Origin of the sequence: Novilysobacter antarcticus, assembly GCF_019802285.1 — a bacterium.
Taxonomy (GTDB): domain Bacteria; phylum Pseudomonadota; class Gammaproteobacteria; order Xanthomonadales; family Xanthomonadaceae; genus Novilysobacter; species Novilysobacter antarcticus.
Window position 1 is genome coordinate 441,686 of record NZ_JAIEUJ010000003.1, and the last position, 17,684, is coordinate 459,369.

Annotated in this window: 16 protein-coding genes; 9 read left to right on the forward strand and 7 right to left on the reverse strand. The window is 68.1% G+C overall.

The window, feature by feature from the left end; translation table 11 throughout:
* Positions 1–145: 145 nt before the first annotated feature.
* From KZ491_RS11105 to KZ491_RS11135, 7 genes are all read left to right on the forward strand, one after another.
* Entirely contained in the window at positions 146–1,297 is a 1,152-nt protein-coding gene (locus KZ491_RS11105; RefSeq protein WP_222565896.1) for a LysM peptidoglycan-binding domain-containing protein, read from the forward strand.
* A gap of 95 nt (positions 1,298–1,392) precedes the next feature.
* Complete coding sequence (gene dprA, locus KZ491_RS11110; protein WP_222565897.1) at positions 1,393–2,619, forward strand: DNA-processing protein DprA; 1,227 nt, start codon at positions 1,393–1,395, stop codon at positions 2,617–2,619.
* Positions 2,620–2,694: 75 nt separating this feature from the next.
* The gene (locus KZ491_RS11115) at positions 2,695–3,183 is read left to right on the forward strand and encodes a DUF494 family protein (RefSeq protein ID WP_222565898.1); all 489 of its coding nucleotides are present in this window, start codon (positions 2,695–2,697) and stop codon (positions 3,181–3,183) included.
* Positions 3,184–3,392: 209 nt separating this feature from the next.
* Positions 3,393–5,921, forward strand: a complete 2,529-nt coding sequence (locus KZ491_RS11120) for a DNA topoisomerase I (RefSeq protein WP_222565899.1) — start codon at positions 3,393–3,395, stop codon at positions 5,919–5,921.
* A gap of 41 nt (positions 5,922–5,962) precedes the next feature.
* Positions 5,963–6,553, forward strand: a complete 591-nt coding sequence (gene tsaC / locus KZ491_RS11125) for an L-threonylcarbamoyladenylate synthase type 1 TsaC (protein ID WP_222565900.1) — start codon at positions 5,963–5,965, stop codon at positions 6,551–6,553.
* A 44-nt stretch (positions 6,554–6,597) separates the two neighbouring features.
* The gene (locus KZ491_RS11130) at positions 6,598–7,416 is read left to right on the forward strand and encodes a DUF4124 domain-containing protein (RefSeq protein ID WP_222565901.1); all 819 of its coding nucleotides are present in this window, start codon (positions 6,598–6,600) and stop codon (positions 7,414–7,416) included.
* On the forward strand, positions 7,413–8,063 hold the full coding sequence (locus KZ491_RS11135; protein ID WP_222565902.1) for a DUF4124 domain-containing protein: 651 nt from the start codon (positions 7,413–7,415) through the stop codon (positions 8,061–8,063). The genes KZ491_RS11130 and KZ491_RS11135 overlap by 4 nt, the downstream gene beginning before the upstream one ends.
* Before the next feature lie 13 nt (positions 8,064–8,076).
* Here KZ491_RS11135 and alr read toward each other — a convergent pair whose 3' ends face one another.
* On the reverse strand, positions 8,077–9,165 hold the full coding sequence (gene alr, locus KZ491_RS11140) for an alanine racemase (RefSeq protein ID WP_222565903.1): 1,089 nt from the start codon (positions 9,163–9,165) through the stop codon (positions 8,077–8,079).
* Positions 9,165–10,451 (reverse strand): D-amino acid dehydrogenase, encoded by a 1,287-nt coding sequence (locus KZ491_RS11145; RefSeq protein WP_222565904.1) that lies wholly within the window; start codon positions 10,449–10,451, stop codon positions 9,165–9,167. Before KZ491_RS11145 ends, alr begins: the two co-directional genes overlap by 1 nt.
* A gap of 145 nt (positions 10,452–10,596) precedes the next feature.
* Between KZ491_RS11145 and KZ491_RS11150 the strand changes: the two genes are divergently transcribed.
* Positions 10,597–11,076: a winged helix-turn-helix transcriptional regulator gene (locus KZ491_RS11150; RefSeq protein WP_222565905.1), complete on the forward strand. Its 480-nt coding sequence runs from the start codon at positions 10,597–10,599 to the stop codon at positions 11,074–11,076.
* Between the two features lie 24 nt (positions 11,077–11,100).
* On the opposite strand, the gene KZ491_RS11155 is transcribed toward KZ491_RS11150, so the two are convergent.
* Complete coding sequence (locus KZ491_RS11155; RefSeq protein WP_222565906.1) at positions 11,101–11,880, reverse strand: SDR family oxidoreductase; 780 nt, start codon at positions 11,878–11,880, stop codon at positions 11,101–11,103.
* A gap of 78 nt (positions 11,881–11,958) precedes the next feature.
* Here KZ491_RS11155 and KZ491_RS11160 point away from each other — a divergent pair, with 78 nt between their 5' ends.
* Complete coding sequence (locus tag KZ491_RS11160) at positions 11,959–12,192, forward strand: hypothetical protein (protein WP_222565907.1); 234 nt, start codon at positions 11,959–11,961, stop codon at positions 12,190–12,192.
* Positions 12,193–12,209: 17 nt separating this feature from the next.
* On the opposite strand, the gene sppA is transcribed toward KZ491_RS11160, so the two are convergent.
* From sppA to KZ491_RS11180, 4 genes are read right to left on the reverse strand one after another with little or no spacing between them, the layout of a single operon-like run.
* Positions 12,210–14,096: a signal peptide peptidase SppA gene (sppA, locus tag KZ491_RS11165; RefSeq protein ID WP_222565908.1), complete on the reverse strand. Its 1,887-nt coding sequence runs from the start codon at positions 14,094–14,096 to the stop codon at positions 12,210–12,212.
* Positions 14,097–14,147: 51 nt separating this feature from the next.
* Entirely contained in the window at positions 14,148–15,593 is a 1,446-nt protein-coding gene (locus KZ491_RS11170) for an MATE family efflux transporter (protein ID WP_425493151.1), read from the reverse strand.
* Positions 15,594–15,599: 6 nt separating this feature from the next.
* Positions 15,600–16,241 carry a DUF3106 domain-containing protein gene (locus tag KZ491_RS11175; RefSeq protein WP_222565909.1) on the reverse strand — a complete coding sequence of 214 codons (642 nt, stop codon included), beginning with the start codon at positions 16,239–16,241 and terminating at the stop codon, positions 15,600–15,602.
* Positions 16,228–17,244 (reverse strand): hypothetical protein, encoded by a 1,017-nt coding sequence (locus KZ491_RS11180; protein ID WP_222565910.1) that lies wholly within the window; start codon positions 17,242–17,244, stop codon positions 16,228–16,230. The genes KZ491_RS11175 and KZ491_RS11180 overlap by 14 nt, the downstream gene beginning before the upstream one ends.
* Positions 17,245–17,684: the final 440 nt, after the last annotated feature.

Sequence of the window (17,684 nt, forward strand, 5' to 3'; positions counted from 1 at the left end):
ACATCCACAAGATACCGGGTCAGTATAACGCGGCTGTTGCAGTGCTTTTGCTTGCAATGACTCTATTCATCTGGGATATAGTGAGCCGCCCGCGTCGCTTTATGACGCCCGGGCGCACCTGCATGGGGAATCAGGTATACCTATTATGTTGAAGCCGATCCGCACGGTCGCTACCGCTGCGTTGCTGACAATTGCCACTTTTGCCATGGCTGCCGGGTTGCGCGGGGATCACCCCGACACCTACGTGGTCAAGAAAGGTGACACGTTGTGGGACATCGCCGGAACCTTCCTCCAGAAACCTTGGCTGTGGCCGGAAATCTGGCAGGCCAACCCGCAGGTGGAGAATCCGCACCTCATCTATCCCGGCGACGTATTGTCGCTGGCGTATCTGAACCGCGTCACCGCCCAACCCGGCCCGCGCCAGCTCGCACCCGTCACCGGCGTGCCGCTGTCGCAGATCGAACCGTTCCTGAAGGACCTGCGGGTCGTCGATGAAATCGACAGCCTGCCGCACGTGGTCGGCCTGGAAGAGGACCGCCTGCGCAGTGCCAAGGGTCAGGTCGTCTACATCAAGGGGTTGCCGGGCGCCGTTGCCGGCCAGCGCTACGCGGTGGTTCGTCCGACCCAGCGCTACGCCCGTCTCGACCGGACCATGTGCTGCGACATCTTCGACGCGGCCGACCTGGACAACCGTGGTCGCCGCACGATCGATTTCGAGCGGCATTGGACCAATGTGGTCGTACCCGACAACGGTGCCGAGCTGCTGGGCTACGAGCTGATGCAGCAGGCGACCGGCACGGTCACCCGCGGCGAAGTCGGCGGCATCGAAGCCACCACGATGGTGCTGGACGACAGCGGCCGTGAAGTGCGCATCGGTGATCGCCTGATCCCGGTGGAGGCCCAGCCATATGACCTGCAGTTCTTCCCGCATCCGCCGCGCCAGCAGTTCGAGTACGGCCGCGCCCGCGTGTTGGCGGTGGCGGACATGCTGCGCACCGGTGGACCGCGTGACGTGGTGGCCCTGTCGGTCGGCGCCCGTGACGGCGTGGACAACGGCACCGTGTTCTCGGGTTGGCGTGTGGGCAGCGAAGTGGTCGACCGCATGAGCACCGGCAGTGGCTGGGACCGCAGCGAGGACACCTTCGGCCGCAACAACCGCGTGCGGCTGCCGGACGAGTTTGCTGGACACCTGATGGTGTTCCGGACCTTCGACAAGGTCAGCTACGCACTCGTCATGGAGGGCATCCGCCCGATCCAGGTCGGTCACGAGCTCAAGCACCCGGACGCGCCTTACTGAGCCCGGATCACTGACCGGCGCGAAAGGGGATTCCCTACCGCGATCATCGACGGCACCCTAGGGTGCCGTCGTCGTTTCCGCCCGATGCTCGCGGGATGGACGATTCCGCTGCTCACGATGCCGTTGCTGCCCCTGCCACGCCGGTCGACCGCACCGACCGCTCCCGCAACCACGCCCTGCTCCAGTTGCTGGATTGCGCCGGTCCCGCTGCACCGCGCCGCAACCTGCTGACGCAGGCTTCGCCGCAGACCGCACTGGCGGCCGGGCCTTCCCTGTGGCGGGCAGTCGGATTGCAGGCCCGGCAAGTGGCGCATCTGCAGATGCCACCCGGGGACGCGGTGCTGCGTGCGCTGGACTGGCTGGCCGCTCCGGACCACCACCTGATCGGCTGGGACGATCCGGACTACCCGCCGCTGCTGCGGCACACGCAGAACCCACCCCTGGCCCTGTTCGTGGCGGGCGATCCGACGCTGCTGTGGCTTCCCGCCGTGGCGATCGTCGGCAGTCGCTCGCCGACGCCGGGCGGCGCGGACAACGCGCGCGAGTTCGCCAGGGCCCTGGCCGGACAGGGCCTGATGATCGCCAGTGGACTGGCAGCCGGCATCGATACCGCGGTCCACGAGTCCACCCTGGCAGCCGGCGGTGAAACCGTGGCGGTGCTGGGGACCGGTCCGGACGTTCCCTACCCGCGTGCGAACACGGCACTGCATGCGCGTATCGCCGCGCGGGGCGCGGTGGTCAGCGAACACCTCCCCGGCACCGGGCCGCGCCGGGAACATTTTCCCAGTCGCAACCGGATCCTTGCCGGGCTGTGCCTGGGCACGCTGGTGATCGAGGCCGCCTACCGCTCCGGCGCGCTGATCACCGCGCGCCTGTCGGCGGAGTGCGGGCGCGAGGTGATGGCAGTCCCCGGTTCGATCCACAACCCGCTGGCGCGCGGCTGCCACCGCCTGATCCGCGACGGTGCGTGCCTGATTGAAAGCCCGTCGGATATCGCCGACCTGCTGGCTTCCGCCATCAGCGCGCAGGCCAGCCACTTGCGCGAACGTCTGGCCGCCCCCAGTTCAGGAGAGTCAGCCCGCTCGTGCGGATCTGCTCTCCCTCCCGATCCGCCACCACGGTCGACCTCCCACCCCACGCCAACCCAAAACGACGATGACCACCATATTTTGTGGCAGGCGCTCGGTCACGACCCTACAGATATGGATCAGCTTGTTCAGCGCACCGGATTGACGTCCGCACGCCTGTCATCCATGCTTCTGCCGCTGGAGCTGGAGGGTCGAGTGGTCGCGCAACACGGCCGCTTCCATCGACACCGGTGATCCGTCACTTGACGGTTCGACGGTCCCAAGCAACTCCTGACCCACCGCGCCGCCTGCGGCGCAGGCCGAGGGGAAATGAAAGAAAGCATTCTGGATGTCCTGCTGTACCTGTTCGAACACTACTTCACCGAAGACGCGGATCTGGTCCGCGACCGTGAAAATCTGCAAAGCGGGCCGCTGTTCGAGGAGCTCGGCCAGGCAGGCTTCAGCGCTGCCGAGATCAACAAGGCCTTTGAGTGGCTGGATGCACTGGCGCGACAGCGGCCGGCGCCCAGTCCCGTGCGCGCGGATTGGCCGACGCGCGTCTATGCCGGTCCCGAGCTGGACCGGTTGGACACCGATTGTCGCGGCTTTCTGCTGTTTCTCGAGCAGCACGGCGTGCTCGACGCGGGCCAGCGCGAACTGGTGATCGATCGCGCAATGGCGCTGGACCAGCACGAGATCGACCTGGACGACCTCAAGTGGGTCGTCCTGATGGTGCTGTTCAACCAGCCCGGAAGCGAGGCGGCGTATGCCTGGATGGAAACCCAGATGTTCGAGGAAGAGCCCGACCCCGTGCATTGAGCGGCGCGACCATTAATACTGTGCGCGCCACGCCCGGACCCGCTCCGGCCGTTTGTCGCGGACAAGGCTTGACAGCAGCGCCCGCGGCGTGATTTCACTGGCAACGCAATTTCGACCTCCGTGCCCAGCCGCGGGTGTCTGCTTGTTTGTGCGTCCTCCCGCGCTGCCGTTACGGCGCGCACCCGCCCCCGACTACAGGCTCTGCCGCGATGGCCAAGAACCTCCTCATCGTCGAATCGCCCGCCAAGGCCAAGACGATCAACAAATACCTCGGCAAGGACTTCATGGTCCTGGCCTCCTACGGTCACGTGCGTGACCTGATCCCGAAGGAAGGCGCGGTCGATCCGGATGCCAACTTCGCGATGCGCTACGACCTGATCGAGAAGAACCAGAAGCACGTCGAGGCCATCGCCAAGGAAGCCAAGAAGGCCGAGGCCGTGTTCCTGGCCACTGACCCGGATCGGGAAGGCGAGGCGATCAGCTGGCATATCGCCGAGATCCTGCGCGAGCGCGGCCTGCTGGAAGGCAAACCGCTGAAGCGCGTGGTGTTCACCGAAATCACCCCGCGGGCGATCAACGAGGCGATGGCCAATCCGCGCGACATCGCCAGCGACCTGGTCGATGCCCAGCAGGCGCGCCGCGCGCTGGATTACCTGGTCGGGTTCAATCTCTCCCCGGTGCTGTGGCGCAAGGTCCAGCGCGGCCTGTCCGCCGGCCGGGTGCAATCCCCGGCGCTGCGCATGATCGTCGAGCGCGAAGAAGAGATCGAGGCATTCAAGGCGCGCGAGTACTGGTCGATCGTGGCCGATTGCCTGCACCCCTCGCAGGCCTTCAATGCGCGACTGATCAAGCTGGACGGCAAGAAGTTCGAGCAGTTCACGATCACCGACGGCGAGACCGCCGAGGCCGCCCGCCAGCGCATCGTCGGCGCCGCCGGTGGCGCGCTGCAGGTCACCGACGTGGTCAGCAAGGAGCGCAAGCGCCGTCCGGCCGCGCCATTCACCACGTCCACCCTGCAACAGGAAGCCGCGCGCAAACTCGGCTTCACCACCAAGCGCACCATGCAGGTCGCGCAGAAACTCTACGAGGGCGTCGCGCTGGGCGGCGAGGAAGGCACCGTCGGCCTGATCAGCTACATGCGTACCGACTCGGTCGCGCTGTCGCAGGATGCAGTCGCCGAGATCCGCGACGTGATCGCCCGCGACTACGGCATCGGCGCGGTGCCCGATCAGCCGGTGACCTACAAGTCCAAAGCCAAGAACGCGCAGGAGGCCCATGAGGCGGTGCGCCCGACCTCCGCGCTGCGCACCCCGGCGCAGATGGCCAACTTCCTGGAAGAGGACGCGCGCCGGTTGTACGAGCTGATCTGGAAGCGCGCCGTCGCCAGCCAGATGATCCCGGCCACGCTCAACACCGTCTCCGTCGACCTGGCCGCCGGCGGTGAACACAGCTTCCGCGTGTCGGGCACGACCGTGATCGACCCGGGCTTCCTGGCCGTGTACGAGGAAGGCAAGGACACCAAGGCCGAGGACGCCGACGACGAGGGCCGCAAGCTGCCGCCGATGAAGACCGGCGACCGCATCCCGCTGCAGCAGGTCAACGCCAATCAGCACTTTACCGAGCCACCGCCGCGGTTCTCGGAAGCCTCGCTGGTCAAAACCCTGGAGGAGTACGGCATCGGCCGGCCTTCCACGTACGCATCGATCATCGCGACCCTGCTGTTCCGCCAGTACGTCGAACTGGAAAGCCGCCGGTTCCGCCCGACCGACGTCGGCCGCGCGGTCAGCAACTTCCTCTCCGGCCACTTCACCCGCTACGTGGACTACGACTTCACCGCCAAGCTGGAGGACGAGCTGGACGCGGTCTCGCGCGGCGAGCAGGACTGGATCCCGCTGATGGAGCGCTTCTGGACCCCGTTCAAGGAAATGGTCGACGACAAGATGGAGTCGGTTGACCGCAGCCAGGCGACCGGCGCGCGCGAGCTGGGCACCGATCCGAAGACCGGCAAGCCGGTCAGCGTGCGTCTGGGCCGCTACGGACCCTACGCGGCCATCGGCAGCACTGCCGAGGACGCCGAGGACAAGCCGAAGTTCGCCTCGCTGCGTCCCGGCCAGAGCATGCACACCATCAGTCTTGAGGATGCCCTGGAGCTGTTCCTGATGCCGCGCCACCTGGGCCAGGACAAGGGCGAGGACGTCAGCGTCGGCATCGGGCGCTTCGGGCCGTTCGCCAAGCGCGGGACGGTGTACGCGTCGCTGAAGAAAGAGGACGACCCGTACAAGATCGACCTCGCCCGCGCGGTGTTCCTGATCGAGGAAAAGGAAGAGATCGCGCGCAACCGGATCATCAAGGAGTTCGAGGGCAGCGATATCCAGGTGCTGAACGGCCGTTACGGCCCATACCTGAGTGACGGCAAGCTCAACGGCAAGATCCCCAAGGATCGCGAGCCGGCGTCGCTGACGCTGGAGGAAGTCATCCAGTTGATGGAGGAAACCGGCAAGCCGATGCGCAAGGGCTTCGGCAAGAAGGCGCCCGCGAAAAAGGTTGCGAAGAAGGCGGCGGCCAAGGCCCCGGCAAAAAAGGCGACCAAGAAGGTCGCCAAGAAAACCACCAAGAAGGTGGTGAAAAAGGCCGCCAAGAAGGCCGTGAAAAAAACCGCGGCAAAAAAGGCGACCAAGACGGCCGCCACGAAATCCGCCGCCAAGACGGCCGGGGCCACCGACGCAACGGCCGGGTAACCACCGGGTGGGCGTCACCGGCGACGTGACAGGGGCGGGCCATGCGTGACGGCGTGCCCGACCGGTTTGCCGGCGCAACCTGCGACCTGGACTCCGCCGTGCGCACGCTGCGCGAAGGGGGCGTCATCGCCTATCCCACCGAAGCGGTGTGGGGGCTGGGCTGCGATCCCTTCGACCAGGCCGCGGTATTGCGGCTTCTCGCCATCAAGCAGCGCCCGGTCGAAAAGGGTCTGATCCTGATTGCCGGCGCATTGGCGCAACTGGACGGGCTGATCGACTGGCGTGCACTACCGCCGGACCGCGGCGATGAGGTGCGGGCAAGCTGGCCCGGTCCGCATACCTGGGTGATGCCCGCGACAGCGGCCGTTCCGCCCGTGATCACCGGCGATCACGACAGCGTCGCCGTCCGCGTCAGTGCCCACCCAACGGTCGTGGCGCTGTGCGAGGCATGGGGTGGTGTGCTGGTGTCGACCAGCGCCAATCTCGCCGGCCACCCGGCAGCAACCGGCGTGGATCAGCTGGACCCTGCGCTGCTGGCGAAGATCGACGCCGTGCTTGCCGGCGAAGTCGGTGGCCGCGCCACGCCCAGCACGATCCGTGACGCTCGCACGGGCGGAGTGCTGCGGGCCTGAACGCGCCGCTTCCGCCGCGGACGGCGCGCGGGCAAGATGAAGCGATGAAACCGGGTGCGTTCCCCCTCTGCACAAATCTGTTGGCGCTGCTGATGCTTGCGGCCGGCCTTGCCCTGCCCACAGGCGCACGCGCCGACACCCCAGAGAACCTGGTGACCATCTACCGCTGTACCGACGCCCACGGCCGGCTGAGCCTGCGCGACACGCCCTGCCGTCGCGGAGAGCAGCAGGAAACGCGAGGGATGCAGCGCCCGCAGGATCCGCCACCGCCGCCTCCCGGCGCAGCCGCGGCGCCCACGCCGACGGTTGCTGTCACCCGCGAGCCCGAGCCAACCGGCGCAACGGGCCGCATAGCCCTGCCCCCTGTCTATCGCTGCATGACACCGGATGGTGCGCAATACACCAGCGACTCGCCGGAGGGTAATCCACGCTGGGTGCCGCTGTGGACGCTGGGCTATCCGGTGATCATCGGCCCCGGTTACGGCCATCAGCCGGACTACTACCCCCTGCCGCCAGTGCGGCCGGCGGGTGGCACGCGCTACGGGACAGGCGCCAGCCCCACCGCCGGCGATGGGCGGCCCGGTTTCAAGTTCGACAGTGTCGGCCGGCCCTCCCCGGTCCCCTCGGGCAGTCAACCCGGGGTGCCGGATCGCCTGCCCATGGGCGGCGTCGTCCAGGGACCCGGTACATGGATCCGCGATACCTGCGTACCGATCCCGCAGGCCGAGGTCTGTGCCGAGCTCCGCGAACGTCGCACCGCGCTGACGCGTCGCTACAACAGCGCGCTGCAGAGCGAGCGTCGGCAGATCGACGCCGAGAAGCGCCGCATCGACGAGCGTCTGGACACCGGGTGCCGACCGTGATCCGCCCCCTTCTTCTGGCTTGTGCGCTCGGCCTGGCCGCGGTGCCGGTCATCGCACAGGACGCGGTGGTGATCTACCGCTGCACCGACGCCAACGGCGCAGTCAGCGTGCAGAACGACGTCCCTTGCCCCAAGGGCAGCCAGCAACAGCGCCGGGTGATGGAAACCCCCGCCCCGGCCGCCATTCCTCCCATGCCAGCGGCGTCGCCCGTCACCGGTCCGGCCACCGCTCCGGCTGGGGCGATTGATGGCAACGTCGTGGACGGTGGCGACAGCGATCCTGACGCCGCCGGCGAGAATGCCGATAACCTCCCGACCGAACCGCCACCGGCGCTCTTCAGTTGCCGCACCTGGGACCGCCAGGAGTATTTCAGCGATGACCCGATCCCGACCCGTCGTTGCGCGCCGCTGCGCGTGTCCGGGCTGGACGGCAGTGCCGGTGGTGGCCTGGCGGCGGCGTGCGAGTACGTGACCGACACCTGCGCCCCGGTTCCCGAAACCGCCCTGTGCAAGCAGTGGCAACAGCACGCACATGACATCCGGGCCAAGCTGCTGTTCGGTCGCGCCGAGGATCCGGCGGCGACCCGGGTCGAGTTGGACCGGATCGAGGGGCTCATCCACGCCAGCACCTGCCGGGACGCGAACTGAGGACTGCGCCGTCTTACCCGCCCAGGTAGGTCCTGGGCACGCGTTTGAGGCCGCACAACAGCCGGTACGCGCTGGTCGCGGCCCGTTCGGCGAGGCGGCCGGCGCGGATGTGGTTGCCCCACAACTCGACCCGGCTGCCGATGCCGGCTTCCGGATGGCCGTCGAGGTCGACGGTCAGCATGTCCATCGAGACCCGCCCGATCACCCGCCCGGGCTGGCCGTCGATCCATATCGGCGTGCCGTTCGGGGCGAACTGCGGGTAGCCGTCCGCATAGCCGATGGCGACCACCCCGACCCGGGTGGGTCGTTCGGTGACGAAGCGCGCGCCGTAACCGACCGGTTCCCCCTCGCCCAGCTCGCGCACCGCGATGACCTGCGACTCCAGCGTCATCACCGGCCGCAACCGGTCAGCAAGGGGGTGCGGCGCCGCGAACGGCGTGGCGCCGTAGAGCATCAGCCCGGGCCTGGCGAATTGGGCGCGGATCGCCGGCCAGCCCAGCAAGGCGGCCGAGTTGGCGACGCTCGCCGTCATCTGGCTGCCGCCCACGCCCTGCCCGTCGATGACCCGGTGGAAGTTCTCGAGCTGCTCCTGGGTGCGGTGACTGTCCAGCTCGTCGGCGCGGGAGAAGTGGGTCATCGCCACCACCTCACGCACCTGCGGCAGTGCCCGCAACCGCTGCAGGCAGGCGCGGTATTCGTCGGGCGCCAATCCGAGCCGGTGCATCCCCGAGTCCAGCTTCAGCCACACCGTCAACGGCCGTTGCAGCCGCGCACGTTCGATGGCCTCGATCTGCCAGGTGGCCTGGACCACACACCACAGATCATGGCGGTCGATCAGGGCGAGCTCATCGGCCTGGAAGAAGCCTTCCAGCAGCAGGATCGGCGCGCGGATGCCGGCCTCGCGCAGCTCCAGGGCCTCCTCGATGCAGGCGACGCCGAACCCGTCAGCTTCCGGCTCCAGCGCGCGCGCGCAACGCACGGCCCCGTGTCCGTAGGCATCGGCCTTGACCACCGCAAGCGCCTTGTGCCCACCCAGCTCGCGTGCGAGGCGGTAATTGTGGCGCAACGCGTCCAGGTCGATGAAGGCGCGTGCCGGACGCATCAGGCCCGCGCTCCGGAGTGGGCCACCCGACTGCGGCCGTAACGGGAGATGTCCAGACCTTCGCTGCTGATGCGCGGCGCCTGACCGGACATCAGGTCGGCCAGGTAACGGCCCGAACCGCAGGCCATCGTCCAGCCCAGCGTGCCGTGACCGGTGTTGAGGTAGAGGTTGGCCAATGGGCTGGGGCCAACCACCGGAGTGCCGTCGGGGGTTGCCGGACGCAGGCCGGTCCAGAACTCCGCCGTGGCCAGGTTGCCGCCATGCGGATAGAGATCGTTGACGACTTTCTCCAGTGTGCGCCGGCGCCGCGGATTGAGGCTCAGGTCGAACCCTGCCAGCTCCGCCATGCCACCCACGCGGATGCGCTCGTCAAAGCGTGTGATCGCAACCTTGTAGCTCTCGTCCAGCACGGTTGAGGTCGGCGCCATCGCCGGGTCGGTGATCGGCAGGGTCAGCGAGTAGCCTTTCAGCGGGTACACCGGCAGGTCGATGCCCAGCGGGGCGAGCATCGGAGTCGAATAGCTGCCCATCGCCACGACATAGCGATCCGCACGCTCCATCCGGCCGTCGATGCTGACCCCGGTCACCGCCCCGCCAGACGCCTCGATCCGGTCCACCGTTGCGCCGAAGCGGAACTCCACGCCTGCATTCCGGGCCATCGCCGCCAGGCGGCGGGTGAACAGCTCGCAGTCGCCGGTCTCGTCATGCGGCAAGCGCAACGCCCCGACCAACGTGTCCACCACGCCAGCCAGCGCAGGCTCCACGCGCACGATGCCGTCGCGGTCGAGCAGCTCGTAGGGCACGCCGTATTCCTTCAGCACCGCGATGTCCTTGGCGGCGTCGTCGAGCTGGGCCTGCGTGCGGAACAGCTGCACCGTGCCGAGCTGCCGACCCTCGTAGTCGACGCCGGTGCTGACGCGCAGCTCGTCCAGGCAGTCGCGGCTGTACTCCGACAGGCGCACCATGCGCGCCTTGTTCACCGCGTAGCGATCGACCGTGCAGTTGCGCAGCATCTGCAGCATCCACACGTACTGGCGCGGATCCAGGCCGGGCTTGATGGCCAACGGCGCGTGGCGCGAGAACAGCCATTTGAACGCCTTCAGCGGAATGCCCGGTGCGGCCCACGGCGATGCGTAGCCGGGCGAGATCTGTCCCGCGTTGGCGAAGCTGGTTTCCTGCGCCGGGGCGGATTCGCGATCGATAACCGTCACCTCGAAACCCGCCTGCGCGAGATACCACGCGCTGCAAGTGCCAATCACGCCACTGCCCAGTACCAGTACCCGCATGTTGCTCGTCCACCCAGTCGATTGCCCGCTCACGGTGGCGGGTTCCCAGGCGGGGAGTATAGGAACGAAGCGCCGGGCGTGTTTCCTGTATTTTTCAGCAGTCACAGGCAGAATCACTGCCGTTCATCCATACCACGGGAAGACCATGCCTGCCCATTCGCGTCCGCTGGATAAAATCGACCGCAAGATCCTGCGCGTGCTGCAACAGGACGGGCGGATCTCCTTCACCGAGCTGGGCGAGCGCGTCGGGCTGTCGACCAGTCCGTGCACGGAACGGGTCCGCAGGCTGGAGCGCGACGGTGTCATCACCGGGTACCACGCGCGGCTGGACCCGCACCTGGTGGGCGCCGACCTGCTGGTGTTCGTGGAGATCAGCCTGGCCTACAAGTCCGGCGACGTGTTCGAGGAGTTCCGCAACGCCGCGCTGCGCCTGCCCAACGTGCTGGAATGCCACCTGGTGTCAGGCGACTTCGACTACCTGATCAAGGCGCGCATCTCGGAGATGGCGTCGTACCGGAAACTGCTGGGCAGCACCCTGCTGACCATGCCGCACGTGCGCGACTCCAAGAGCTACATCGTCATGGAGGAGGTCAAGGAGACGCTGAACCTGCCGCTGGATGGCTGAGGCGCGGCCAAAGCCCGCCGCGGCTCAGAAACCGTAACGCAAGAACCCCCCATCCACGGCGATGCACTCGCCGGTGACGTAACTGGCCGCCGGCAGGCACAGGAATGCGACGGCCGCGGCAACCTCCTCGGGCTCGCCGATCCGGCCCAGCGGCGTGCGCTCCAGCACCTCGTCCAGGTAGTCGGCATCGGCCAGCGCGCCCGAGGTGCGGCGGGTGCGGATGTACCAGGGCGCGACCGCGTTGACCCGGATCCCGTCCTCGGCCCACTCCACCGCCAGGTTGCGGGTCATCTGGTGCATCGCCGCCTTGCTCATGCCGTAGGGCGCGCCGGTGCGCACGTGGGTCAGGCCCGACACGCTGCCCACGTTGACGATGCTGGACGCGGCATGCCGGGTCAGCAGCGGGTGCAGGTGGCGCGAGAGCTCGAAGGCGGCGAACACGTTGACCTCGAAGATCGCCCGCCACTCCGCGTCATCGTAGTCGGCGGCCAGGCGACTGACGTTGGCGCCGGCATTGTTGACCAGGATGTGCAGGCCGCCATCGCCTTCCTGCTCGACCCACTCGAGCAGCTCACGCCGATCCTCGTCGATGCCCACATCGGCGGCGAACACCTGTATGTCGCGCTGCGGAAAGTCCTCCAGCAATTCGCTGCGGACATCGTCCAGGGCGCCGCCATCGCGTGCGGCAAGCAACACGTCGGCGCCCAGGCCCAGCAGCTCACGTGCGATCGCTCGACCGATGCCGGCACTGCCGCCGGTGACCAATGCCAGTTGCCCGTCAAGGCGCCATCGCTTGGGATCCATCTGTGCTCCTTTGGTCGCCAGCGGCGACGCTCGACCCGGCGCGCTAGGATAACCCCCGGACCTCAGGAGGACACGACGATGCGGGTCAAACCGACCATCCTGCTTTCAAGCTGCGCAGCAATCGTGCTCCTGTCCGCGTGCAACCGGCCGCCGGTTCCGGAACCCGACCAGCCGCCGGTGCCGAAGGCAGCCGGTCAGAGCGCCGCCAGCCGCACTCTGCACGAGCCGCTGGACAGGGCCAAGGCGGTCGAGGACGCCACGCTCAAGGCCGCCGAAGCCCAGCGTCAGGCGATCGAGGCGGCCGGGGGCTGATTGCCGCGCGGCGTCGGCTACTCCAGCGCGCAGAAGCAGTAGGCCAGCGCCTTCACCGGCACGCCCGCGGCGGGGGTGATGGCGTCTTCCAACAGCTTCAGGTCGGCCTGGGTCGCCGGCAGCGCGCGCGCCACCAGCCCGCGGGCGAGGTCGGAATCGCGCAGCAGCAGGCTGCCCATCCGGCCTTCGGCGAAACCAGCGAACCACTGCTGGAACGGCGTGCCGGTCTTCTCGACGTAGGTGACGGCGTAGTCACCCTCACCCAGCTCGACCCGTTTGGCCGCGTCCACGATGGCCGACTTCAGGTCGCCCAGCTCGTCGACCAGACCACGGTCCTTGGCTTGGGCACCGCTCCAGACGCGGCCACGGGCGATCTCGTCGACCCCATCGACCGGCTTGCCACGCGCGTCGGCCACCTTGCCGATGAAGTCGCGATAGCCCTTGTCGATCACCGACTGGATGACCTGGCCGACCGCCGGATCCAGCGGGCGGCTGATATCGAATGCACCCGCCAGCGGCGTGGTGCCGACGCCGTCGGTGTGGATGCCGATCTTGTCCAGCGCGCGCGGGATGGTCGGGATCATGCCGAAGATGCCGATCGAGCCGCTGATGGTGGAGGCGTCGGCGTAGATCCGGTCGGCGTTCATGCTGATCCAGTAGCCGCCGGACGCGGCCAGGTCGCCCATCGACACCACCACGGGTTTGCCGGCGGCCTGCAGGGCCACCACCTCGCGGCGGATCTGCTCGGAGGCGAACACCTCGCCACCGGGCGAGTTCACCCGCAGCACGACCGACTTCACCTCATCGTCGTCGCGCGCCTGACGCAGCAGGGCGGAGGTCGAATCGCCACCGATCGTTCCCGGCGGCTGGTCGCCACCGGTGATCGAACCGGCGGCCACGACCACGGCAACCTTGGGGCGGCGGTCGGGCGAGAGCTTGCGCGCGGTATTCAGATGGGTCAGGTAGCCCTCCATCGAGACGCGGCGGAAGCCGCCCTCGGCGTCCGCGTCGGCGACGCCGCGCTCGACCAGTTCATCCTGCACTTGCTCGCGCGTCTTCAGGCCGTCCACCAGCTTGTGTTGCAGCGCGTACTCGGCCAGATCGCCGTTCACCGCGGCAATGCCCTCGGGCAACAGGTTGATGTCCGCCGCGATCACCGCCGGATCCTGCTTGCGTGCGCGCCCGACGTCGGCCAGGAAGCGTTGCCATAGGTCATTCATCCAGTACAGGTCGGCTTCCTTGGACTCCGGCGACGCGGCGTCCAGTACATAGGGCTCGGCCGCTGACTTGAACTCACCGACCTTGAACAGGTGCACGTCCACGCCCAGCTTGTCCTGCAGGCCCTCGCGGTAGTACTGGCGGTAGCGTCCCAGCCCCTCCAGCAGCAGGCCGCCCATCGGGTCGAGGTAGATCTCGTCGGCCTCGGCGGCGATCAGGTAATTCGACTGGTCCATGCCTTCGGAGAAAGCGATCACCTCCTTGCCGCCGGCACGCACGCGGGCGACGGCCGCGGCGATTTCCCGGCGCGAGGCCATGCCGCCACCGGACAGACGGTCCAATTGGAGGACGACACGCTCGATGCGCTTGTCCTCACCGGCCTTGTCCAGAGTGCGCACCACGTCACGCAGCTGGATCTCGCCGGCCTTGGAGCCCATCGCCTTCATCAACGCGCGCGTGGCCTGGTCAGCGCTGAACTGCTCGACCAGGCGGCCCTCGGGCGCGATCACCAGAGTGGTGCGCTCCAGCAGCGGCTCGCTGCGATCGCCACTGCCGATGGCGGCCAGGATGATGAACAGCAAGGTGAAAAACACCAGGTTGAAGATCAACCGGCGGGTGAAATTCATCGCGTCCCACAAGCCGACGAAGAAACGCGCGATTGGACCGCGGCGCTGGACCTGGTTCATTGCTGACACTCCATGACGATTTTTCGAGGGTAACCGCTGGGGCGGCGGTATTCATCCACCATTGGTCACCCCTGACGGGCTGGCGCCGTGCAACAGGACGCGCAGATGACGGTCGCGGCTGGAGCGCCGGAACCGCCAGCCCATCAACACCGAGGCCACGCAAAGCCCGCCAATCAGGCCCAGCCACATGCCACGCGGGCCCATTGCCGGGGTCAAGCCGCCCACGCCAAGGCCCAGCGCCGCACCCAGCGGCATGCCCACGCCCCAGTAGGCGAACGCGGCGATCAGCATCGGCACGCGCGTGTCGCGCAAGCCACGCAGGGCGCCGGCGGCGATGACCTGGATGCCATCGGGAATCTGGAATGCCGCCGCGTACAGCAACAGCGCAGCCGCCAGCGCCGCGACCTGCGCGTCGCCGGTATAGAAGCCCACCACAACCTGATTGCCCAGCAAAAGAGCGAGCGCCGACAGCGCCTGGGTGCCCAGCACGATGATGAAACCCGCCCAGGCCGCGCGGCGCACGGCGGTCGGCTCGCCGCGGCCCAAGGCGTGCCCGACCCGGACGGTCGTCGCCTCCGCCAGACCCAGCGGAATCATGTAACAGAGGCTGGCGACGTTGATCGCGATCTGGTGCGCGGCCACCGGTACCTCGCCGAGCCGGCCGATCAGCAAAGCGGTGGTGATGAACAGCCCACCCTCCATCGCCACCGTGACCCCGATCGGCAGGCCGGTGTGCAGCAGACTGCGGATCGGCGGCCACTGCGGGGCGTCCCAGCGGGCGAACAGGCGCAGGCCAGTGAATCGGCGCGCCCGCCGCAGGTAGAGCAGGAACGCCAGCGCCTGGGCCCACATCATCAGGGCCGATGCCACTCCCAGCCCACCCGCGCCGCGACCCGGCATGCTGCCCACGCCGTAGGCCAGAGCGAAGCCCAGCGGCACCAGCAGGACCAATCCGCCGAACCCGAACAGCATCGTCGGCAGGGTCCAGTGCAGGCCGTCGCAGAGGTAGCGCATGCACAGGTAGAACGTCAGCGCGGGCACGCCCCAGCGGATCCCATGGAGGAAGTCGCGTGCCCCATCACGGATGCCCGGGGCGATCCCCATCGGCTCCAGGGCCAGTCCCGCGACGCTGAGAAAAGCGAACAGCGCCAAGCCCAGGCCCAAGGCCAGCCACAGGGCCTGGCGGAACAGCGCGCCGATCTCGTCACGGCGCCCGCTGCCGTCCAGCTGCGATACCGCCGGCGGCAACGACATCAAGGTCCCCATCGGCACCATCATCGGCAACCAGAACAAGGCGGTGCCCACCGAGACCGCGGCGAGAGTGGCGGTGCCGTGATGGCCGGCGATCACGCTGTCGACGAAGCCGATCAGTCCGGTGGAGACGTGGCCCAGCACCAGCGGCGCGGCCAGCAGGCCGGTGCGACCGACCTCGGTGGCAAGGCGCGCCGACGGCAAGGCCGCAAGCGGGACCGCATCGGAAGGGGAGGACACCGGGATCAGTCCTCAGCGGTCGAGCCGCTCCCACAACCAGGCGGAGATCCCCGCCTGCTCCAACGTCGCCAGTTCGCTGCGCAGGTGGTCGCGCTCCTGCGGCGAGCTGCGCTGCACCAGCACTGCCAGATCACGTCGCTGTTCGGGAGTCATCGCGCGCAACGCCGCCAGCAGCGCGGCATGCTCTTCCAGCGGCACCTGAGCCAGCAGCGGCTGCAGGGCCGGGTAGTCCCGGCCCACGACCGGACCCAGCAACCAGCCGCGGCGCTCGCTTCCGTCCAGCGCTTCGTAAGCTTCGCGCAGGGTCACGCGTTCCTCCGCGGCGAGCCCCTGATAGCGGGTGGCCGCCGCCATGACGCTGGCGCGCTCGCTGGCCGGCAACGCCTGCCACGCCAGGTAGCGCTCTCGGACGGCGTCGCGCTCGCCGCGCGGCAGCTCATCCCAGGCCAGCATCCGCTGCTGGAAAGAGTCGCGCTCGGCGGCGCTCCAACCCGACCATTGCCCCGCACGCCTCTCCAACGCGGCACGCGCCTCGGGCTGCAGGCGTGGCAACACGTCGGCTATCTGGTCCAGCGTCGGGCTCGCGGCCTGCAACGTGAAACCGCCCAGCAGGGCGCAAGCCCCCCACCACCAGCGACGGCTAGTCATGCTCATCGGAGGTCTCCCCCTCAAGCATCTCGACCGCATCGGCGACCAGCGCCTCGGCCGCGGCGTCCGCGTTCACCGGCGCCGTGGTCGGCAGTTGCCCGGGATCGGCCGCCAGCCACGCGTGGAATGGCAGGTCAGCAGCCAGCGCGACGCCCTGCGGATCGGCCAGCAGGTCGAAGTCCCGGTGCATCACCGCTGCCGCCTCATCGCTGTAGCGCGAGGCGGGCTGCTGCTCGGCCAAGGTGCCAGTGGCGTCGATGGAACGCCAAGCGCCGGCCTGATTGCGGAATTGCGGAAGGAAGGTCAGGACCATCGCGAGCACACAAAGCGCCAACAGCGCCCACAGCAGCGGCATCAGCCAGACCGGTCTCGTGCGCTCGGCGCCTGGAGCGCCCAGGCTGTCGGTCGCGACAGGCGCCGCCGCATCATCACCGCCGCGCAGCGCGGCCTCGCGTGCGCGGGCAAGGCGGTCCAGTCGTCCGCCCGGAAGCGTTTTGATGCGCCGGTGCACCTGCTCGCGCAGCGCCTGCCATGCCTGTGGATCGGCGCGACCGTCGGGGTGATGCGGCAAGCTCCGTTGCAGCGCCAGCCGGTAGGTCTGGGTGCGCACACCCAGGACAGCCGCAGCGCCCGCCTCGTCCAGGCCGGCCGCCAGGCGCAGCAGCAACGCGGCCCGCGGCCCGCTGCCCAGCTCACCAAGGCGATCGGTGGCCTCGACCGCAATGGCAACCGGTGTGCGCTGCTTCAGCGCGGGCTGGGCCAGCAACACCGTCCAGAACTGCCGCGGCCAGTCGTCCATGACGGTCGCTCCAGCTGCGCTTCGGAACTGGCGCATCGCGTCGGCCAGTGCGGCATCGCCCGTGGAAGCGTCGCCGCACTGCAACTCCGCCAGCACAGCGCCGCGCCGCTCGACGCCACGCAGGAACGCGGCCAGCGCGGCCGGAGCACGGCCACCCGCGCCCGCGACGGCGCCTGAACGGGCACTCGGAACGGCGCGCGGATCTGTCATCGAAAGGGCCTTGGCATGACGCCATGATAACGATCCCGGCCCCTTCGCCGGACGCTTGACAATTCGATAAACCGCCGGTGAACAAAGCGTGACGCGGGTTGTGCGTCGAATCGGTTGTGCACAGCAGCGCGATGACGGGCCGTCGGCGGGAATTGGCTGCCACAACCGGCCTGATGATTGCAATGTTTCACGGCCAAGCTGTTGATTTTAATTGATTTTTATCGTTTGGTGCTTTTTTGACCAACCCAAGCCGGGGGCTTGTGGGGACAGCCTCACGCACGTTTTCCAAGCGCCCATGCACAGACTTATCCACAGCAGATGTGGATAACGGCCAATCCCCTGCAAAAACCGGCACTTGCGCACACTTTGTGATTATCCGGGCAGCAATGCCACGCAACTGGCCCCCACCTGGTGGCGCGTCTTTTCAGGCAGGCCGATAG